Here is a 20237-nt window from a genome sequence, read left to right as displayed (position 1 = left end):
TGGTATTCGCTCTCGTATTATTGATAAATCCAATGATCAAACTGTATTTTGCCAGATATGCGCCATGGATCTTGCATGCTGTATCTGCAAACCATTGGAGAGGATTCACGCAAAACAATAAACTTCTCAGTAATCCATATCAAATGAACAATTCACTAACGAAACTGTCCCGATTCGACAAACCGTGGGTGCGAGAAGGAAACAAGTCGTTGCAAGGTAGAGACAATATCTTCGATATAATCGTCGTTCGTCGGTGAAGCATCACGGCCAGTCGTGACGTAGGTTCGGACGGTATCCATTGTGACGTGGTCTCTAATCTCGAATCCATCCAGTGATCCGAACTCCTCAGTTACGTATTCCTGAATCGCTTTGATCTCTAAATCCGGGTTGTTATTCGCAATGCTAAGTCGAACCATCGCTTCTCGACCACCACTAGATCCGATGACCCAAACGACATACCGCACTGACTTGGGATGTTCAGGGTGCGTCGATCGGAACCTTACGAGATTGTTGCTCGTTTCGTAGGCTACGAGGTCTGGGAATTCATCGGACCGTTCCTGTACTTGTTGTCGAATTTTCTTCGTAACCGGGGAGTGGCCATCGTGGCTACCAGCATGTTTCTCGATTGCCTGTTCAAGCAACGTCGATACGAATGGCGTGGCATCGTGAGATAAGCCGTCGAGACACGTGATGATCGACTCGTAAGTAATTATGTTACCGAACGCTTCCCGATCGTTCTCATTGACATAGTCGGCGGGGGCTATCAGTCCCACGGAGAACGTGTCACAAATGTCCTTTTCGACGTACCGAACCCCTCGCTCTTGGTAGCGTTCTGCCTGCCTATCCTGTAGCGATGCGTCAATCTTGTTTTCGACAAGGAGAAGCACTCTGTCACCTGCCACGGTTTCAATCCCGATCTCAATATCTGATTCACCATTTCCTGTATCGACAGACTTGCTCACTGACAACAGTTCCTCAATGTCCGAGTCCTCGAAGAGTTGCTGGCAGAACCAGCGACAGAATTCTGATGACGTTTCGACCAGTTGAATAAATAATAAATCAATATCTCGTTCCTGAATTGAAGTTGTATAAGAACGGTTTTCCAGTGACATACGCCAGGGTACAAATTCTTGTGAGATGAATGTTCGGTGTATCTACGGGATTGTAGCACGCATCCACGAGAGATCTTCAAGGAGTACGATCGGATAATCGATCGATGAGTCCTGCATTCACCGTAACCTCGCCAATCTATCTCAGAATTTGAGTTCAACAGAGTACTATATTCGAATCACTCACACGTCGAATCCCATATCGTCGTCACCAAAGAGTAAATCGAGCCCAACAGTCTGCCTCGTGATCGTTTCTCTGGTATCCGTATCGATGACCTCGAATTGAACCGTGTCTTCACCCGAGATGGCCCCCTGCTTGAGTCGAACACGAGTGCTGTTGTCTCCAGGGGAAATCTCCATCGTGACAGCATCCGCAACTGGTTCATCATCAATACTTGCGCGAACCTCTAGTATCGGTGCAGGGTCGAAAGCGACCTGGCCGCTCTTGGCCTTGATGTCGACGGTAAGTATCGAGTTCGTAATCGGGTCGGGTATCGAGACATCGTAGCTGATCGATGCACTCTCTTCGATCTCCTCTGTGGTCACGGTGAGACAGGGGACGAGCAGCTCTTGAAGCGAAATCCCACCGTGGAAATATCGCATATTCCCGCCCTGTGCTTTGAAACACGCGACGCTCCGAGGGAACAGCAACTTGATGCCGGAACCATCGATGCCGAGCTCGGACAGCGCACCGTGGTCGATCTCGATGAATTCGCCCGTGTCAACGATTGGGGCCTCGCTGTCAGCAGCAGCGAACCGACGCTTGACGATTGGTGCGAAGTCGGGGGATTCGACCTTGTGATCGTCGCTCAGGCGATCTGTGTACAGGAACCCGTGATCGCTGGTGATTACGAAGCGGGTGTAACCTGCCTGCTTCAGACGTTGGACCGTTCGTTCGACATCGTCTACGTGAGACGAGACTTGGCTGAATGCGGCGTCATCATCGAGGCTTTCACCGAGTTTGTCTATCGTGCCGGAGTAGACGACACGCGGGACGGGATCGGATTCGGTCAGTTCTTCCAACGAGATGTTGCCCACCTCGTCCATATCGACGACCTCGAATCCGGCTGCGCTGAGTCGTTCGACACGGTCGGCTTTTCCAACCATTTGCTCACCGCCACTCGTGACGACGAGTTCGTCGTCGGTGAGCGAGAGTCCGAGTTCTCCTGGAAGGTGTGCGGCCATGCCGACCTCGGTGATCGAGGGCAGTGCAGCGCTAACTGCACTGAGATCTTGTTCGAAGTCAGTTCGTCGTCCAAGGTTTTGGCGGATGGTCTCGGCGAGTTCATAGCGAAGCCCGTCACAGATGATGATCGCCGTTCCGTCCTCTAGGTCAACGAATTCCTCGTAGAACGACGTTTGTGGTGTTCCGAGTGTTGGACCGTCGCTCAAAACCTCAGCAAGCGGTCGGTTGACACCCTGAAGGAAGGCCATGTAGTGGTTGGTGACCTGCCGCTTCACCGTGGCTTCCTTCGGATATGGGTATGTGGCCGCCTGTGTCGCGTTGATGTAGCGCCGATAGGCCGCGTCAACCTGCCACCAGCCGTCATTGCGCGTGTACTGCTCTGCGAGTTCCGTCGAATCCAGCGCCTTTGCTCCGTCGACATCGACGGTGCCAATCTGGCGGAGCGTTTCGACCGCCAGAGCAGGCACCGACCAATCAACGAGGTCCTCGGTGCTCCAGAAACTGTCCCGACGTTTCGTGACTGTCCGATTGAGTTCCGCCGCGATTTCCGGAAGATCGGCATACGTTTCCTCAGCGAGCCTATCCATTACAAGCCGGATGAGGCCCGTGTCTATCCCCTTGAACGCAGTGGAGTCCCATCGCGTTTGATCGGAATCGATCACAGCCTCTGTGAGATCGTAGTCCGATTCGATCTCCCGTGAATAGCGCGTGAACTCAGCTGGGGCGTACTGCTGCCAATCGTCACAAAACTCCGCCGCAGCCTGGGCGTCGTCCGCAGCGAGATTATCGTACTGTGCCGTCGGGGACCGACTCGTCACCTCACCGAAGAGAAGCTGGATTGCCAGCTCCTTTGGATCCAATCCGGCGTCGATGCCGTACTCGTGGCGGAGTTGTGCATCCCAGGCGTCGGCCATCGCGTTATCCTCGATCGTCTCACGATACGCTTCAGGGTCGGCGAGATATGCTCGAATCCATTCGTCAGTCGCTGGCCCTGCGGTATCGAAAAGAACACAGAAGAATGCCTTGCGCTGCATCTCGCGGTTCTGCCCCCAGTCCTCGTACGCGTCGGGGATCTCCTCGTCGTGTTCAACGAGGAACTGCGTTACGGGCGTGTCGTCGATGTCCTGGCCAACGCGGTACTGTCGGCCAAGCGCGTGGACATCTCGGAACCACTCTGCGTCGTTTCGTGACTCGGGGATGTAGAACAGCCAGTTCTTCTCGTAGTTCGGATCTTCGTCACGGAGTCGGAGCTTCAGCTCGAAATAACTGCCGTCGTAGCGGGCGAACGTTACATCGTCGAGTGCGGCTTCGACCTCGTCGAGGACACCCCTGTACTTCTCCTGGGCATCGTACCACACCCATACAGGATGTCGGTCGAACTTTTGGCGAAGTTCTGTTATAATGCTATCCGCGAGATCTCCCATTAAGTTGTATAATAAATAGGGACCGCTTTTACTTTCGGGTTTTTGACTTCGGCGGACAGACTCAGCGATCTTTCACAGCAAGCTAACTCCATCGAATATCATAGTGGTCTCGGCAGTTACACCGAAGCTCATGGTAGTTTCTGCCGAATTTTTCATAGCGAATACACGAACCGCATTCATCGCAGTACAGGAGTTCGTAAGCCTTCCTGTGTGCCTCATAGACTTCCTCGAATTCCGCCGGACTCAATGTCAACCACCGCCCTGGAGTCCAGTGAACGCGACGGTTTACCTTATTCAATTGATTCCCCACGTCATGGAGAATCGACCCATAGGCATTATCCAATTCGTTCGCCTTTGAGAACATCTCATCGTCCGGATCAAGATTATCTTTAGCCCTACCAGTCAGAGTGTCCAATCGACTGCAAACTGAGTCCTTGAAATCACTAAGCGTGTGTCTGAGTCGGGGGTCGTATTCCACTTTCCCCCCTAACGATACTGCACACTGCTGGAGCATACGCTCTGTAGCATATCGAAGTTCATGGGCGGCCCGTTCCATTTCATCCGCGTCCATCGCTTCCTCAACAGTCTCCCATTGTTCGTAGACATCGATGTAGCTGCGGCTCTCTTTTACACCACCATCGAAAGACCATTCTCGTAACCGTATCTGGGGTCCCCCATGTAAGGCCCCCTGGCTGGACAATTGCTCGGCCCATAGCTCATCATGGGTTGTAATAATCACCTGATAGTCCTCTGCGAACTCCTTTGCAATCATTCGCGCAATTTCGAGTCGGTGATTTTGGTCCACAGACATAACCACGTCATCAAGAAGAAGAAGTGACTTTTCGTCCTGCTGAAGGTAGTCTGCAAGGGCGAGATGAAGGCAAAGCCCCAAAGAGTCCAAGTGCCCTTCACTAAATACGGAATGTGGCGGATATTCACCGGCATCATAGAACTCCTTTTGCAAGTCCGCACCAGTTTCCGTGACGACGATTGAAGTTGAAGTATCTGATTCGTCGGAGTGGATTGAGTTATAGTACGTCTCAACTCGATCGGTGATGTCGTCATAAATTTCACCGATAACCTCACTTCGAGCAGCGATAAACGCTGTCTCAGCGGCCTCTGCATCAGATACTAGAGAGGATAGTTGCTCAACTTCCGCATCCAGTCTTTGAAATTCCGTCCATTGGTCAGCAATTGATTTGAGACGCTCATAGCGACGTTCAGTATCGCTAAGATCATCGAGGTTTTCAGCTTGTGATTCCAATGAATCAGTTGCGTTGAGAACCCCTTCAAGCTCAATTACAACGCCTGTTCTGTCCGACTCGACAGCAGGAAGGTTACGCAGGACGTGGTCGACATCATCAAGTAAGCTCCCGGAAAATTCATCTGATAATTTTCGTAGGTCATCGGAAAATCTCACCAGCTGTTCTACTTCCGGATATTCGTCTTTTCCCAACTCCTTTATCAGATATTCTAAGTAATCCGATCCCTTCTCAAAGTGCTTCCTGATCTCGTCCCCTCGCCGATTGATATTCTCTACGAGGGTCTTGAGTTCATGGAGTTGTTCACGCCGTTGGCGTACATCTTTTAGCAAAGAGTGGTCGCTTCGCCAGTCCTGTTCACAAAGCGGACACACATCCGTCTCTTGGGTGATTATTTCTTCCCCCTGTTCCAGCAATTCGAGTTTCGACGCAGAAATATCAGCAGCCTCTTTTTCCTGGTACTCTCTGAGTGACGCTTCCAATTGGTCAATTTGATCAGGGAGATCCGTATTGAAGTCATCTAACCAACCAGAGAACTGCTCTAATTCAGCCCGTGGTCGTTCCCGTTGAAGAGCTTGTGTAGATACTGCTTCCGCCGGTGATTCAATACCTTCTCGAACCGTTTCAGGATCAACCTCTTCCACAGCCTCACCACCAAACGAACTTCTGAGATCATTGATCGTCTCAATCGTGTCTGCCCGGAGCTCGGCAGAATCAGACGCGTTCGATTCCGTAAGCTCTTGCAAGCGCTCGTACGATGTTTGACGGGTTGCTTTCGCCTTTTCTTTCTGGCCTTCCAGCGACTTTCGAGTCCGTTGCAATGCTAAGCGTCGTTCGTCAATATCCGGAAGATCAAGTAGTTCGCTTAGTACCTCTCTCCGAGAGCTGGGTTGGGCGATAATGAGGTCAAGAAGGTCATCCCGTGTGAGGATGTGCTGCCCCTGGTGCGCGGTATCGATCGTTCTTTGGAGAGATTGAGGAAGATCTTCTTTTTGCGGTTCGAGATTAGTCGAATCGGTAGACCGTTTTACAGACACTTGGGTATCATTCTCGGCGTCTTTGAAGACTCCCGTAACAACACAATCACCATCTGCATCGATATTCGGGATAACATCCTGCTTCTTGACGCTCTTCATCCCGTCCCGATCCAATTGGCGAATTTGATTAGTAAGCAGGTAGTTGATCGCCTCTAAAATCGAACTTTTTCCGGACCCGTTGGGTCCGACGATAATCGCATTACTCGCTTCTGGCTCGAATGTGTACGTTCCCCTCACCCCTCGAAAATTCTCGATAGTAAGCTTCTCAAGCTTCATCGTCTTCACCGACCTGTGCTATTAGCTCATCCGAAAAGTCGTGTGGTGGGTCATCAGCCAAAACTTCAGCGAGTACTGTTTCAGCGATTTCGTCGTCAATCTCGCTCTGTTCAATCTTTGAGGTGAACGAGGTGAATATCTCTTCTCGAATTTCGTCAGAGCTGGCACCAGGTTCCACCATATGATTATGAATCGAGAAACTCAAGAAGTCCAAATAAAGCTTTGCCGCTAGCGACGGTAACAGAGGGTGTTATCGGGAGTAGCTCGACTTCAATTTCGGAAGTCCAGTTTCTAAAACCTCGTACTGATCCCACTTCTTGATGTTTTCCCAGATCCCCTTTTCGACATCAACCGTAACACCATCGTCGATCATTTCGTCGATCGTGTCACGGAATTCCTTAATGTCATCAAGATCATTTTGAACTTCTTCCTGCCTCTTCAGAAGCTCCTTATTCGGGTTATCTCCACTGGTCTGAGCGTTGAGGGTTTCGAGTTCGTTTTCGAGTTTTTCGATCCGTGGATCGAGATATTGGCCACGGAGCTTCGGGAGCGTGTTCGAGTCTATCTCGTGGTAATATACGAAGCAACTGAACCCACCGTTTGGACTTTCGAGTTGCCAGTAGATTGGGCTCCGCTCACCCCGTGGCTTGTACTCTTCGACATGATGGTGTTGGAAGAAGCTCTCACGAAGCCAATTAACCGGCTGATCTCCCAGAGCTGATTCAAGCGTGCGTTCTGCCTGCGTTGGATCCTGAAACAATTCGTTGAGAGCCTTCGAGAACCGGTTTGTGATTGAGGTAGCCGAGTGGTCGAAAGCGAGTATCTCGTCATCGAGAGTGTGAATATCGGTAATAGATTCCCAACGGCCAAACAACGACCCCACAATTAGTGAAACCACTTGACCTGCGGTCATTGTCTTCTCATCGTCAGTATAGAGGTCGTAGTCGTACCGAAGCTGAGCCACGGTTAATGGGGAGAGTTCAGTTTCTTCTGCTGCTTCGCGGAGCGTAACACCGTCCAATGACCGGAGAGTTTCCACTGCTGAATCAATCCGCTCGTCATTTAGGTCGGTTACTTCCAGATACTCGTTCAAAAATTCTGCATAATCAACGTGGATATTTCGGTCCACAGGATATGTCGAGGCGTTCTTTGGAAGATTTGCGTACATCTGCTCTTGCGTCTCAGGGGAGATCTCATATTCATCGAAGAGGAGAGTATCTGAAATCCCATGGACAGTAAGGATTCGAGCCTGGCTAACCTCTTTCGCATACTGGAGATCGGTTGAATTCGATTCGAGTAGCGTTGTAAGTTTCTCGCCATCGAAGTCTGCGCTAGTCTCCGTCAACTGAGACAGCTCCTTTCGCTCTTGAATGCCAGTAGAAACCAGCTCCACTAACTCAGACTGATATTCGTAATCTGTTTTCACCGGGAATCGCTTTGCGTCGCCTACTTCGAAACTCAAGCCAGGATTGAGTCCGTTCCCAATGAACCTATGGAGAGTCGAATTGAGATTTGCTAAGAGGAGTTCGTCTGAGATGTCATCTGAGAAGACTGCGTGGGACTTGTGCGAAAAAATCGAACCTTCCTGTTGTTTACGACCGACAAAGTAGTTCCCAAAGGCTCTGAATGAGACTCCCTCATCAAAATAGAATCCCTCGTTACGAAGGTTTGCACCTGCGTCGCGCAGATCTTGTCCTGAGTTCCCCCAGTCCACGTAGTCTTCGGCATAATCGTAGTACTCTGAGTTAGTTCCGCTCTTTTGGAATCTTTTATATCGTTTGTTTAATTCAGATTTTGGAATCTCCCACCACTTTCGAACAAATGTCTCATCATCCCCTGTCTGTAATCCAACAACAACTTCTGCTGTATCTTCTAGCGTAGGGTGCTCGGAGAAAAGATCGAGCGTTTCTTCGCCGAACCAGTACAGGAATGGGCGTCTGCCAATATCATCAATTCTGTTTTGAGAGAATGCATACACATCGTCGTGTTCTTCGCCAGAACGAAGCGCTTCAGCGATCTCCCGTAATCCTGCAATTTTACGCTCATAGTTCTTGTAGTGCTCCTGTTCGTGCGTCATTCTATAGAACCGAGATGGCTCTCCTTCTGAGGGAACTGATCCTCTGAGTACGAAAGGAATTGTGTATGCGTCTTTCTGCTGTTCGAAACCGTATCTGGAGAGGTGGGCAGCCTCAATGAAGTAGCACTCATTAAGAAGTTTCTTTCGCAATCCTCGGAAATAGTACAGGAACATAAAATTTTCTGGGGTGACCATACTAACGTGGCCATCCTCGGAAGAGAATGAAAGACAGCGCTCGATAAAGGCACCATAGATGTCATACTTTCCCACGTAGTGGTCTCTGATGTAATCCTTGAGCGTCTCGCCCATCTTCTTACTCTGCAGATAGGGTGGGTTGCTGACGACGGTATCGTATTGTCCTATTAGAACATCTAGAAGCTCGACTGTTTTTCCTACTTCAGCCGCAAACATCTCCTCGATTGGGTCATTATGTTCGAGTGCTGCGCTGGCGAGATCCTGGACATTCTGCATTAGTCGAAATTTTATTTCATCCCAGGACTCTTCTTCTCCACCGGTAACGAAGGTCGATTGAGAAGTTAGTCCACCACCGCTCGTGAACTGAGCTTGGCCTGTTGCTCCGAACTCTTCTCGATATTCGTCGAGAACCTCGTCAATGCGGTCTTCGACCTGAACCAGACTACCCAATTCGCGGATGTCACCGAAGCTATTCCAGATTTGCTCTAAAATTTCCCGCTCCAGTTCCGAGCCCGTCCGTTCGAGTACCTCTTCTTTCCTTTCTCCGTTGATCAGCACAGCATCGGCAGAAACGATGTTCAACTGCGGGATCTCGACATCAGGCGATTTATCTTTAGCTTTCAGATAGAGCGATAGTGCGGCGATCTGTGCCGCTCCTGAATCAATATCGACACCGTAGAGATTGTTCCGAAGGATTTCGCGTGGGATGTACTTCTCAGGTACTTCCCCTTCTTCCAAGTACATCTGATAGAGAACGTCGAAAGCATAGAACAGCATATGCCCGCTACCGCACGCGGGATCAAGTACAGTGATCTCCTCAACTGGCTTCGGGTCACGATCAATCAGGGACTCTTCCAAGGGTGCGAGATAGAAGCAATGGTCCTCGTCGGCAATACTGGTTCGTCCACGATTCATTTCGAGCCACAACCGCCCAAGCGAATTATCGACCATCCACTCGACGATGTACCGTGGCGTGAACAGTTGCGTTTTCGTGGCGATGTCCGTCCCTGCAATCTTATAGTTCTCTTCGTCGACTCGCTCGTCGATCTCCTCGCGTTCCTCTTCGCCGAAGTACTGATACACCCAACCTAGAGCCTCGTCACTCTCCCAAGCCTCGTTATCGATTGCATCAAGTTCGTCGAGAATTTCTTCACGTACCTGTGGATCAAGGTCAATAGCGGTATGTTCAGACTCCTCGAATATCATTCGAATTTCTGCACCGATCTCTTGGTATGCAAGGTCGAGCGTGGCTCCGAATCCGTCGTCGGGAGCGTTGGTTAGCTCGCCGGCTATTTCGGCCACTGTGTGGTGCATGTACGACCGGTTGCCGTACTCTGGACGTTCGGTGATGGTTTCCTCGATGAGGCCGCGAACTTCGATGGTTTTCAGCGCGACGTATCGGTTGAGGTAGGTCTTCGTCGCTTCGCGGACGTAGTTGGTGATCGACCGCTCTAGATCGCCCTCTGTGGATTCGAGCTCCCTCTCGATTGCGGCATCCAACGTTCTTCGAGTTTCGATCTCCTCGACGGAGAGGTGCGTCAGGTTCTCCAGCGGAAGCTGCTTGTCCTCGTAGATGCCGTACTTTTCGAGCTGTCTACGGAGTTCAGCTTCGAGCGTATGGCGCGTACTGAGGATCGTGCTTCGGATGGTTGAGCGCTGATCCGACGAGAGACCGGGTTGACCGTGCGTTGTTGACATGGATATTAGAGGACGGCACGCCGGTGCGAAACGGGTGAGATGGCGGCGTGCCGTGTCGTGATTCCCACCCGCGATGACATACCATCGACAAGCAGTCGGCGTATCTTATAATTGTGGGAGAGCAACTCCGTTGACATCCTCATCCAGTGAGTGGCTGGCGATGTTGTGTCGTGACCTAATTCGATAATCGATCGATGAGAGTGGACATCCGCTGGATCGTATGCCCAGCGGATACTCTTGTTGAGCGCTTACTCAGCCAAGTCACCGGTGTTGTCTTCCAGTTCGGCGAGTTCTGCATCGAGTTCCTCGTCAGTATGGCCTTCACCTATTTGCTTTTCGGGTTTTTCAGGGGCGGTGTCTGCATCGTGGTGATGTCTGAACATCCGGTCTACTTGGTCGAGATTTGAGACATATCGCTGGATGTCTTCGCGGTTGTCGAGGGCGTGGTAGTATCCGTCACCAGTTTTCCCGATGTAGTTGTCGTCGTATAGGTGTTTGAGTACGGTCGTTGCAGTTCCTCGGGGGATGTTGAGGAACTCTTTGATCTCTTCCGGGGAGAATCCCCACTCAGGAGTTCGGTATAGAAACGCGACGATGTCCGATTTTGTGGTTCCGGGGCGAAGATCGATTTCAGGGTCGTTGTCTTCGATGCGCACCGGCATACTGTACCTGAATATAATCAGTTGCACTCTGAAGGTGTTTTGGTCCGTTCACACGTCTGCAATTCGGTTGAGCCAGTCGGACACAAGTGGAATGGACGGGATCAGGATGCTGCATATGTCTTCTGTGAGCAGCGCACGATCTTTGACATCTATGATGGATTTTAGTAAGACTGAGAGTGTGGGTTTCGGAGAGTCTACTTATTCCCGACTCCGTCAGCAAATTTTAAGATGTCGATGTGTGTGCTACCGGAATCGGATCTCGACATCGCCGTCCTGATCGAGCAGATCCTCAATTTCTGCTCGAAGCTCCGAGATGGGGGCGTCGATGTCGTCCGGATCGGTAACGACCACGGATCCGAAGATAGAGTTGATGTGTACGCTTTCTCGAAGCGTTCCGTCGTCCTCATCGTCTTCAAGGTCGTCGATCTCGGTCTTCGCAGCGTTCTCGTACGCATCAACTGTTTGGATATGCTCGATGAGTCGCGGAAGCGACGGCGATGGATTGATGTGCTGCTCGCCAGCGATGTTCAGATCAACCGAACCCTCACCTTGCCGTTTCGTTAGATCCGACAATGCAGCGTCGAGATCGGGTTCATCGACATCGGAACCAGCATACGCTCGAACGGCTTCGACGGAGTCTGTGTATGTCTCGTGACGTTCCTCGTACAGAGCTTCGTACGTGGTCGTGAAGGCTTCCGCAGCGGTTCGGTAATCCGTTTTGACGTTGTTCCACTGACTGATGACACCTTCTGTGTCCAGGGTGTCTGCAACACGCTGAGCCGCCTCACGTGCTTCATCGCTGATGTCGACGAGCCCTGGATGGCTATCCGCTTCGTCGACGAGGGATTCCCACTCCGTCGTGATGAATCGCTGGATGGTTTCGTAGGTCTCCAGTCGATTCTCGCCGCCCGTCTCACCGCAGAACTCGGCGACATCCTTCGCGGTTTTCGTGAGTCCTTCGAGTTCGTCTTCGTACTCGACGAACTGCTTGATGCGCTTGGCTGATGTGGGTTGTTGGAGCAGGTTCTGTAATCGTGTCTGGAAGTCCTCGACATCGTCTGCCAGCGGGAAGTCAACCCGCTGGAGTTGCGAGAGGAGTGTGCTCGTGGTTGATACCCACTCGTTCGCTGCCTCTCTGACCCCTTCGTCGACGGCCTGATCGGTAGATTTGACCTTCCGGTCGAAAAGCCGATCGAGGAGTTGTTTGGCATCCGTTCGCGTTTCAACGTCGACCGTCTCGCGCTCGTCGAAGGACGTGGACTTGAACTTCGTGACCTGCGTGAACAGCTCCTGAGCACCGTCCTCGGAATACGTCTCGTACGTCCGCTCCTTATGCGTCGGAATGATCGACCCGTTCCGGAAGAGGACGGCAGCAGCCAACCGGACGACTTCCCGACTCCATCCGTACGGTGGCTCTGCGAAGTGGTCGATCAGGTCGCTCCCTGAACGAGATTCCCCTGCTTTCTCGCGTCGCTGAATGTCGTCTTCGACCTCGGCTGAGATGCGAGCCTCTGCGATGAGTTCGCCGTCCTGGACGACGCCGAGTTCGGAGAACACTGACGGGTTCGACGACCCCTGGAGATCACCGAATATCTGCTCGATGTGTCGACCCTTGACCGTTGCTGACCCGTGTTTGAAACTGGGGAAGACTTTCGGGATGGCGTTGTCCGCTTTCCGCGACACGAGCGAGGTAAGCGAGGTATTTGTCGTGTCAAACTCTTCAGCGTCGCCATTGTAGATGAGCGTCCCACGCTGGAAGCTTCGTTTGAACTCGCGTTCGACCTCGTTACGGAGTCGCTGGAGATCTTCCTGCTTTTGCCCGAGGGCTTCCTGTTCCTCTTGGCTGAGTTCGTTACCACGCTTTGCTTTGACGACGGTGTTGATCTGGTAGATCGATTTCAGCTTTTCGAAGATGTTGTGTTGCTTCTCGTCGTCGGCGATCCAATACAGCGTCCCATCTTCACTGAAGCTCTGTGTCTTCAGGCCGTCCGGGTCGAGGTCTTCGTACCGTTGATAGATCGGTGAGTAAGTCTTGAGGTCGATGTGCCCGTTCGACGCGACGACTTCACCGTCGATACTCAGGTTCAACTGGAACGTTTTCCCCTCGTAGTTGACGCGGGATGTCTCGTTGAGGATGTCGTTCAGGAAGCGTTTCGAAGATCGACGGATGTCACCAGGACCGACTTCGATACTCTTGATTTCGTTTTCCAGTTCGCGCTCTGTTTCCCGAAGGAACCGGTATCCCTCTTCGCTCCGACCGACGAGCCCGGCTTCAACGAGTGAATCAAGCGTACCCTTGACTTCACTCTCTAACTGCTGTGTGGGGCCGAGCTCCGTCTGGAGCGAGGTGGCGATGTTGTCGGCGGTGTTGGGTATCCAGGCGAGCTGTTGGAGCAGATAGAGTGACTTGAGGACTCTGCGGGCGATCTCTGTATCAGCGTCCTTCGGTGTGGCTTCTCGGATGGACTTGACATCGCTGCTGGGGATGTCGTTGCTAATCTCATCGAAGATCATATCGAGCGTGACGAGCGCCCCGAGATCTTCGTTATAGAGGTGAGTCTCGTCCTTCAGAACACTCTGTGTGACATCGATCAGCGTCCGTTCACTGCCCGCGAGTTGATCGTCCGAGCCTTTGCCGAGCGCCTTGAACATCTCCGGGAGAATGTCGAGCTGATACGGAAGGAAGGGATAGCAGTCGATGAAGTTCTCCCTCGTGATGGGTTTCAGGCTTTGTCCAGCATCGAGTTTGTACCTGGCCGAAAGGATCCCTTCGTGCTCATCGTACAGAGTACCGATTTCTTCCCGTACCTCGCCTTTCTTGCTGAGAACGCGGTCACGGACGACTTTATCGAGGTTTTCGGACGTAAGGTCGAATCTATGTGGGAACCGATCGATGACTTTCGACTCTTCGGCTTCTTTTTCTAGAACGCCGGGGATGAGTTGCTGGAGCTGTTCCTGAGAGGTGACCCCAAGGAACACCTTCCCTTTCCCTTTCTGTCCGAACTCCTCGACGATACTCTGGAGTTCCAAGAGGAGCTGGCCATCATCACCGATGAACTGTGAAATTTCGTCGATGAAGACGAAGTACCGGCAGTTGTTCCCCGTTTCGCGTTCCTGCTGTTCAACGTACTCGACGATGTCTTCCGCCAAGGTCGAAGCGTTGATCAGAACGTTATCCTGAACGTCGTCGATAGCCCGGGCTGCGTCTTCTTCGTCGTCAAATTCGTTGGTCGCCTCGACCAAGGCCGTCTCCATATCCGACCGCACGAACATCGCATCCTTACGAGCCTCTGTCCAATCCTTTCCAGTGTTTGCCTCGATGGTGGTGACAAAGTCGTCGTACACACCGCGTGATTCGAGTTCCTGTTCCATCTGGGCGACCCAGGGCATCGACGCGTAGCCGCGGGAAATGTTGAACTCACGGTGAATGATTTCGGTGATGGATTCACTTCCGGATGCGTCGGCCTTCGCGCCGATCTGGAACATCAGCACCTCGGATTCGAATTTGTTCGTGACCGCAGAGACTGCCCCGTCAAGCATCTCGTTGCCCTCAATCCGATCCCGAAACATTTCCGCTGCATGCGTATCCCCGAACGCCCGGTTTTCCATAACGTGCCCGAGGATTTTCATGAAGTGGCTTTTCCCGGAGCCGAAGAACCCGGAAACCCACATCCCGACATCCTCTGTCTGAGCGTGTTCCGTATCGATGACCGCCTCTAGGGCGTCCGAGAAGTGCCGTTCGAGCTGTGGGGTGAGGATGTACTCTTCGAGTTCTTTCTTGACGACGCTCGGGTCATCGTTATCGACTTTGACAACCCGGTCGATCTTCCGATTGATCGGCCGGTAGAAGATCTCGTTGATTTGGTAGGTGGAAGTACTGTCACTCATGTCCGATTACCCTCGCGCGGTAGTATGTTCCTTCAGATTCGTCGAGGAATCTTAAACTCTTGTCATCAACGGTCGCAGGATAGCAGAACACGATAGGAGTGTCATCCGGCGTGTTGGTCTCCAACTGCCCCATCAATGTCGACGCACTCGCAAACGGGTACAGGATACCCATTCGATACACGATAACGGTGTCCGCGTCTTCAGCCTGTGTTGCAATAGCGGACGCCAACTGACCCATCTCACCATCATCAAGGAGCGATGATTTCAGTCCGCTGAGCAACTGTTCTCGGTCCCGCCGTTCGAGATCGAGTACGTTTTCGAGGATACCTCGCTCCTCAAGCACGCTGAAGACAAGTTCACGCATATCGAGTCCGGCGACCGCTTGATCGTGGTACTCCAGTTTTCCAATAAGGTTCCGAATCTCTTTATCCACCTCAATTTCGTCGGCGGGATCGTACGTGAATACGATGAACGGAACCCCCACTCGCTTCCCGACTTCCTCTCTATCGTCTCGGACGAGTCGTTCGACCTCTTCGAGCCGTGTCTGAAAGTCAGAAAGCATCGATCAACTTGTCCATTGTCTCGTATTTCATTCTCAATCGTTCTGTCGATCCGCGTTTCTCGTAGTTAATATACTGTGGTGAAATATCGCGGATTCGCCGCTGTACTTCGGATTGATCCATCAGGAATAACTTCCAGTCTTCGTGTTCGATCACGTCCGCTGCGGATTTAGCCTCTTCCCCGAAGAGTCGATACACGACGTAAGCGATCGTTTCGTCTGGGATGTAAGTGACCGCAAATTCTTTCTTTTGTATCCCTTCTAGCAGGCCAAAATTTCGGAGTGCGGTGAGATACGATGATGCGGCTTGAGTAATCGTTTCGTCGGACCGATCACAGAGGTCAGCATAGTCATCTTTGATTGAATGAATGAACGTAACGATGTCTTCGCCTTGGACGGTGAGAGTCCCCCGCTCGAACTCGGGATAGAGGAATTCGATCGTGATGAAACGGATGAATGGGTCCTGTGCGAATTCATAGTAGAGACACCAATCGGCTACATCACTCCGGACATCACTTGAGAGAATCCGTATTAACGGGGTTTCAGTATACTCATTTTTACTTGGGATGTGCCTACGGGTGATCTCACGGAGAATGTTCATCCGGTACTCATCCGTGTTTTTGTTCAGGATATTCTCTTCGACCACCATCTGCTCCAGTTCGTCGTACGATTCACAGTCAGTATACGCCTGAAGAATGCGCTTTGTTTCGTCAATATAGCTACTGTGATGGGCGATTTTTGGGTCAAGACTCGTGGCTTGATCGTTGTTTTCTCCGTCTCCAGGTTCCAGGTGCTCGTTGCTCATGTGGACTCCTCACGCGTTTTCCGATTTAAGTTTCGAGTTGAGTGGATAGTACGGTACGCGTAGTCGTTCCGTGTTTTGGCCGTAGCCACGCAGCAGAGTGACCAGTAGACGCCATTTTTCTGTATCTATCTCGGACTGTTCATATCCCTCTTCACTGATTTGATAGAAATTACTCTCCGGCTCTGGGAGTGAAATAGAAGATACAGAGATGTTTGAGGCAGTCTGTTCAATAATCGGGTCCGTCCAATTTATCTCCAGAGATTGGACGGAGAGTTCCTCAAGGTCAGTCAACAAAGATTCATCGGGAGCGCTGAGGTCTTCGAAGGCAGCCCCGAGTTGAGCTTCGATTTGTGGTCCGAAGGAAAAAAGTGAGATTGAGTCATCAGGGAGAACATCGGATTCGGCTTTCCGTCCGACTTTCATTGCGAGGTTGATTTGAGACTGTAACCGTGTTTTAGGAGTTACTTCTTGAAGTCTCGCCCGTCCGGTTTCGGATAGAACCCGCGAGTCCCACCACTCTTGATTGTTTGATTCACCGACGCGTTCTATCAATAGCCGAGATGCAGTGAGGTCCAGAAAGAAGTCGTTTTCCAGCCCTACTTTGCGGAGATTCTCTCGTGTTGAGGAAAATACCTCGGCGAGATCGTGTGCAGCCATATGTACATCCTTATCAGGGAATGGCTTAGAACCAGCGTCTCAACTTTCCGAGGGTGTACATCGTATCAAAATCAGACGAATTCTGAGGATGATCGGTAGGCCATTCGCTGCGGTGGCGTAGCGTCGACACCACCGACGAGTTGCTGGAATTCGTCATCCGGTGCTGCCGCGGTATGCATAGCTGCTAGCGCATCAAGCACGTCATCGACTCCGATTTCGGAGTCCCCATCGGTATTGTCTTTGACTGCACGAAGTGTCTCACCAACGAGTACCGCTGCGTTATCGGCGATGGTATCGAGGGCTTCGATCCGTTCAGCGACACCGTGGGCGGTCTTCTTTCCGTACTGGGTTGGGGATTCGAGTAGTGCGGTGAAGCACAGCTCTGGGTGCACCTCGTAGATCACGTCAGAAGTATTCTGAGAACACTGATCGATGAAGTCGTTCACTTCGAGGATCTGCTGCCGAATCGCGTACGCAGGTGGTTGGACTCCGACGCCGTCGGTGTCTTCGGTTCGCGTGGCCGCGCGACTTTGCTTGTTTGCTTCTCTGGATGTCTCGGCGTCGAGTGCTTCACGGACGGGGACGCGGAAGACAGTTGAAGAACGGTCGAGGTGCGATCGGCATTGCTTGTCGACGGCGCGTTCGTGTGGGCCGGTCGGTAACCCGATTGGGATGTCAATACAGAGTCGGTCGATCTCCTGGCCGTCGTCGTAAGCTTCCCATAGTTCTATGATTGAATCGTACGTCTCTGGACGTGGAGCAGTATGGCTTGGCCGGTCTTCGAGACAGAGCCAGCGGCCACCAGCCCAGTCGACACCGAGTAATGCGCTCATGGGTCGTTCTATCATCCAGTAGTCGTGTTAATCTATTCGACTGCTACACACGGTCGGGATAGCGTCGGTGAACAGATGATTCGAAGATTCGTCGAATGAAAATGTATCTCCCAGTAGGCTGATAGTGATGTCGTACAAATTGAACAGGTAGGGAGAATGGGAGTAGCGTCATTCTATGCTCGGTGGGTGCTTGGCGGATCAGCCCGTCGTGAGATCTACGAATGTAGTGATTTTCAGCGTCAAGTGATATGGGTCGATTCTGACCGGTGGCCAATGGCAGGGCAGAATCTGTTTGGAACAATATTTTTGAATGAATCGATATTGCGGGACCGTTCCGATGATGTGAACGACTATATTTTTCTGCATGAAGTGGGACATAGCCAGTTCCACGTTATTTTTAGCGTGATTGTATTCGTCCTGCGGTTCGCGTTGATGGGTGTTGCCGTCTTCAGCTTGCCCGCGTTAGCCGTGTCACTGCTGGTGTTATTGGCCCAAGCACCAGATCTCACAACCGCAGCCGTAGCCGTCGTTGTTATTGTTTTCTTGATGCTACTTGTCCTAACCCCGCTAATAGCTGTCTCGTGGTTTGATGAAGGAAGTGCAGAGTTGTTTGCAGTCTCCAGAATCGGTATTCCACAGTATCAAAAGTGTATCAAGGAGAAGCGTAACCAATCGGATAGCGGGCAGCTCAAGCGAGCGGTATTCCGTCTTATGTATCCCCCACCAAAACTGGTCGTGTGGTGGGCAAAGCGCCGCGAATAATCCCCACGCGGTGTTTTGGGCGGGAGATGACCGCGACGACGAGTAGCCACCCAGCGATTGAGGAGTCCCTCGTAATTTTCACGTCTACGGATAGTCTGCCGTTAGAGGCCGTCAGGCAGTACAGCATCGAACAGTTCTTGTTTTGTCCGCTTCTGTCGGCTCATATCAGCATCGTCGCAGCCGAGCTGAGCAGCGTTACTGAGGTCAGTTGCGATACCTTCTCGTGTGCTGTTATCCGAATCCGGAATATCGACTAGAAACTGTAGGACAGGGTAGGGGATGTTGCGTGGATTGTCGTAGTAGGATTCGTATATTTGGTAAGCTATGACTTTGAAATCCTGTACTGTTGTGATTTTCTGCCCGACGATATTGACTGAGCGATATTGTCCCTGACATCCATCTCGGCTACATTCTCTCGTAACCCTGTACGCGGCAGAGTCGTTAATCTCCCAGATTAGCTCTTGGTCCACTTCGATGAGGTCGTGTGCCTCTGGCGGTAGAATATCTGCTTCTGTTTCCCTGTCCACACAGTTCGGCTGCTTGGAGTTTTGGTTGTCTGACATCGGTTGCTATTCTGCATCGATCTTTTAAATATTCGGAAATCGATCCTGGCGTGGATCCGCCTACACCCCAGTCGTAGTGGTCGTCACGAGCAGATCAGCAGCGAACGGACGGAGTGCCTCGACATCGTCGGTGAGTAGCTTGCTCCCGTTCAGATGGGTGATTTCGTCAGCAGTGCCGGCTGTGGAATACCCGTTGGTTACGAGGAGACTGGTGATCGGTACCTCTGGGTCGTCGACAATGTAGCCGTCGTAATGTGCAAACCGTCGGTAGGTAGCCAGCTCTTCTAGTCCTTGCCGGAAGGTTTGGGCTGCGGATGAGAATTTGACCTCGCCGATAAGCACGGAGACGAGTTTGGCGTCCGAGGTGCTCGTATCGTAGATTTCGATGACGATGTCAGGACGCCCTCGGTACAGAACGGGATCTTGATCGCTCCCAGTCAACCCGCGGAGTGCGTCAGTATAGTCGACGAGCGCGTCCTGATAGCGTTTGAACGTCGGATGATCTGGTACTACGTCCGGATCAAGGGTTTCGTGGAATTCGATCGCTCCGTTCTGGTTGTGATAAATGTCGATACGTCGATTGTCGGTTTTGAGCTGTGCCAGAGCGGTACTCTCGCCAGCGATTGGATGGAGTTTGACGCCGGGTGTTTCGTCGTTGAGATACCTGAGAGTGCGGAAGACGCAGAAGAGTTCGAATAACGTTGGCGTGGATGCTGGGATGATGAGCGTCTCGGTCAAGAGCTTGGTGATGTCCGGATCGAATCGATCCGATTGTAATCGCTGGTACCGATCGAGGAGTTCGTAGGCTTCCGTGTATAGGTCAAGGCGGGAGCGGCGGGCAGCCGTGAGATCTTGGTCGGTCACGGAGATTTGTTGCCCGGCAGCGATCCGGTTCAGGTGGACGTTCTGCTTGTAGAGCCGGTCAAAGCGATCGATCTGGTCATCAGTCCAGTACTGGCGACGCCAGTCATACTCGACACCACGGAGATCAGTCGTAACGGTACGGTGGATGTGCCAGAGTAGGCGTTTCAGCACCCGGTTTTCCGCAATATCGTACTCAGTATATGGTGTATCACAGACGAAGCGACTCCGGTCAGCGTAGCCGCTGTCCGACCACGTCCGAAGCGTCCCACTCCAATTGATGGAGCCACGGACCTCACCTTGGGTAGTGACGTGTTCGCGTTGATTTTCGGTTTTGATCCGGCGGACACGTTCCGGGAGTTTGCTGATGAACTCATGAACGT

The 20237-nt window shown here is 51.8% G+C and carries 14 protein-coding genes; 1 reads left to right on the top strand and 13 read right to left on the bottom strand.

The annotated features are described in order from the left end of the window. Positions 1-155 precede the first annotated feature (155 nt). The 11 genes from QQ977_RS01115 to QQ977_RS01065 all read right to left on the bottom strand — a co-directional run bounded on the left by QQ977_RS01115 (position 156) and on the right by QQ977_RS01065 (position 17668). Positions 156-1112 carry a PD-(D/E)XK nuclease family protein gene (locus QQ977_RS01115; protein ID WP_285927030.1) on the bottom strand — a complete coding sequence of 319 codons (957 nt, stop codon included), beginning with the start codon at positions 1110-1112 and terminating at the stop codon, positions 156-158. Positions 1113-1292: 180 nt separating this feature from the next. Then, a complete protein-coding gene (locus QQ977_RS01110) occupies positions 1293-3719 on the bottom strand; it encodes a PglZ domain-containing protein (protein ID WP_285927029.1) in 2427 nt (808 codons plus the stop codon). 82 nt (positions 3720-3801) lie between these two features. Next, the gene (locus QQ977_RS01105; protein WP_285927028.1) at positions 3802-6294 is read right to left on the bottom strand and encodes an AAA family ATPase; all 2493 of its coding nucleotides are present in this window, start codon (positions 6292-6294) and stop codon (positions 3802-3804) included. Next, positions 6284-6475, bottom strand: a complete 192-nt coding sequence (locus QQ977_RS01100; RefSeq protein ID WP_285927026.1) for a hypothetical protein — start codon at positions 6473-6475, stop codon at positions 6284-6286. Before QQ977_RS01100 ends, QQ977_RS01105 begins: the two co-directional genes overlap by 11 nt. Before the next feature lie 69 nt (positions 6476-6544). Then, a complete protein-coding gene (gene pglX, locus QQ977_RS01095; RefSeq protein WP_285927025.1) occupies positions 6545-10264 on the bottom strand; it encodes a BREX-1 system adenine-specific DNA-methyltransferase PglX in 3720 nt (1239 codons plus the stop codon). A gap of 248 nt (positions 10265-10512) precedes the next feature. Next, entirely contained in the window at positions 10513-10926 is a 414-nt protein-coding gene (locus QQ977_RS01090; protein WP_285927024.1) for a MarR family transcriptional regulator, read from the bottom strand. 243 nt (positions 10927-11169) lie between these two features. Then, positions 11170-14814 (bottom strand): BREX system P-loop protein BrxC, encoded by a 3645-nt coding sequence (gene brxC, locus QQ977_RS01085; protein ID WP_285927023.1) that lies wholly within the window; start codon positions 14812-14814, stop codon positions 11170-11172. Next, positions 14807-15376: a BREX protein BrxB domain-containing protein gene (locus QQ977_RS01080; protein WP_285927022.1), complete on the bottom strand. Its 570-nt coding sequence runs from the start codon at positions 15374-15376 to the stop codon at positions 14807-14809. The genes brxC and QQ977_RS01080 overlap by 8 nt, the downstream gene beginning before the upstream one ends. After that, on the bottom strand, positions 15366-16178 hold the full coding sequence (locus QQ977_RS01075; RefSeq protein ID WP_285927021.1) for a BrxA family protein: 813 nt from the start codon (positions 16176-16178) through the stop codon (positions 15366-15368). The genes QQ977_RS01080 and QQ977_RS01075 overlap by 11 nt, the downstream gene beginning before the upstream one ends. 9 nt (positions 16179-16187) lie before the next feature. Then, a complete protein-coding gene (locus QQ977_RS01070) occupies positions 16188-16835 on the bottom strand; it encodes a BrxE family protein (RefSeq protein ID WP_285927020.1) in 648 nt (215 codons plus the stop codon). A 71-nt stretch (positions 16836-16906) separates the two neighbouring features. Next, positions 16907-17668, bottom strand: coding sequence for a DUF429 domain-containing protein (locus QQ977_RS01065; RefSeq protein WP_285927019.1), 762 nt, complete (start codon positions 17666-17668; stop codon positions 16907-16909). A gap of 273 nt (positions 17669-17941) precedes the next feature. On the opposite strand from QQ977_RS01065, the gene QQ977_RS01060 reads away from it, so the two are divergent. Further along, the gene (locus tag QQ977_RS01060) at positions 17942-18430 is read left to right on the top strand and encodes a hypothetical protein (protein ID WP_285927018.1); all 489 of its coding nucleotides are present in this window, start codon (positions 17942-17944) and stop codon (positions 18428-18430) included. 101 nt (positions 18431-18531) lie between these two features. On the opposite strand, the gene QQ977_RS01055 is transcribed toward QQ977_RS01060, so the two are convergent. Together QQ977_RS01055 and QQ977_RS01050 are read right to left on the bottom strand one after the other, a co-directional pair. Next, complete coding sequence (locus QQ977_RS01055) at positions 18532-18993, bottom strand: hypothetical protein (protein WP_285927017.1); 462 nt, start codon at positions 18991-18993, stop codon at positions 18532-18534. A gap of 60 nt (positions 18994-19053) precedes the next feature. Beyond that, complete coding sequence (locus QQ977_RS01050; protein WP_285927016.1) at positions 19054-19857, bottom strand: hypothetical protein; 804 nt, start codon at positions 19855-19857, stop codon at positions 19054-19056. Positions 19858-20237 lie beyond the last annotated feature (380 nt).

This window comes from Natrialbaceae archaeon AArc-T1-2, from assembly GCF_030273315.1.
GTDB lineage: Archaea > Halobacteriota > Halobacteria > Halobacteriales > Natrialbaceae > Tc-Br11-E2g1.
This window is presented reverse-complemented; position numbering and strand designations above follow the sequence as displayed.

Excerpts from the sequence above, each read along its gene's own strand:
- QQ977_RS01115 (WP_285927030.1), bottom strand. The coding sequence starts at position 1,112 with ATGTCACTGGAAAACCGTTCTTATACAACTTCAATTCAGGAACGAGAT.
- QQ977_RS01110 (WP_285927029.1), bottom strand. The coding sequence starts at position 3,719 with ATGGGAGATCTCGCGGATAGCATTATAACAGAACTTCGCCAAAAGTTC.
- QQ977_RS01105 (WP_285927028.1), bottom strand. The coding sequence starts at position 6,294 with ATGAAGCTTGAGAAGCTTACTATCGAGAATTTTCGAGGGGTGAGGGGA.
- QQ977_RS01100 (WP_285927026.1), bottom strand. The coding sequence starts at position 6,475 with ATGGTGGAACCTGGTGCCAGCTCTGACGAAATTCGAGAAGAGATATTC.
- pglX (WP_285927025.1), bottom strand. The coding sequence starts at position 10,264 with ATGTCAACAACGCACGGTCAACCCGGTCTCTCGTCGGATCAGCGCTCA.
- QQ977_RS01090 (WP_285927024.1), bottom strand. The coding sequence starts at position 10,926 with ATGCCGGTGCGCATCGAAGACAACGACCCTGAAATCGATCTTCGCCCC.
- brxC (WP_285927023.1), bottom strand. The coding sequence starts at position 14,814 with ATGAGTGACAGTACTTCCACCTACCAAATCAACGAGATCTTCTACCGG.
- QQ977_RS01080 (WP_285927022.1), bottom strand. The coding sequence starts at position 15,376 with ATGCTTTCTGACTTTCAGACACGGCTCGAAGAGGTCGAACGACTCGTC.
- QQ977_RS01075 (WP_285927021.1), bottom strand. The coding sequence starts at position 16,178 with ATGAGCAACGAGCACCTGGAACCTGGAGACGGAGAAAACAACGATCAA.
- QQ977_RS01070 (WP_285927020.1), bottom strand. The coding sequence starts at position 16,835 with ATGGCTGCACACGATCTCGCCGAGGTATTTTCCTCAACACGAGAGAAT.
- QQ977_RS01065 (WP_285927019.1), bottom strand. The coding sequence starts at position 17,668 with ATGAGCGCATTACTCGGTGTCGACTGGGCTGGTGGCCGCTGGCTCTGT.
- QQ977_RS01060 (WP_285927018.1), top strand. The coding sequence starts at position 17,942 with ATGGCAGGGCAGAATCTGTTTGGAACAATATTTTTGAATGAATCGATA.
- QQ977_RS01055 (WP_285927017.1), bottom strand. The coding sequence starts at position 18,993 with ATGTCAGACAACCAAAACTCCAAGCAGCCGAACTGTGTGGACAGGGAA.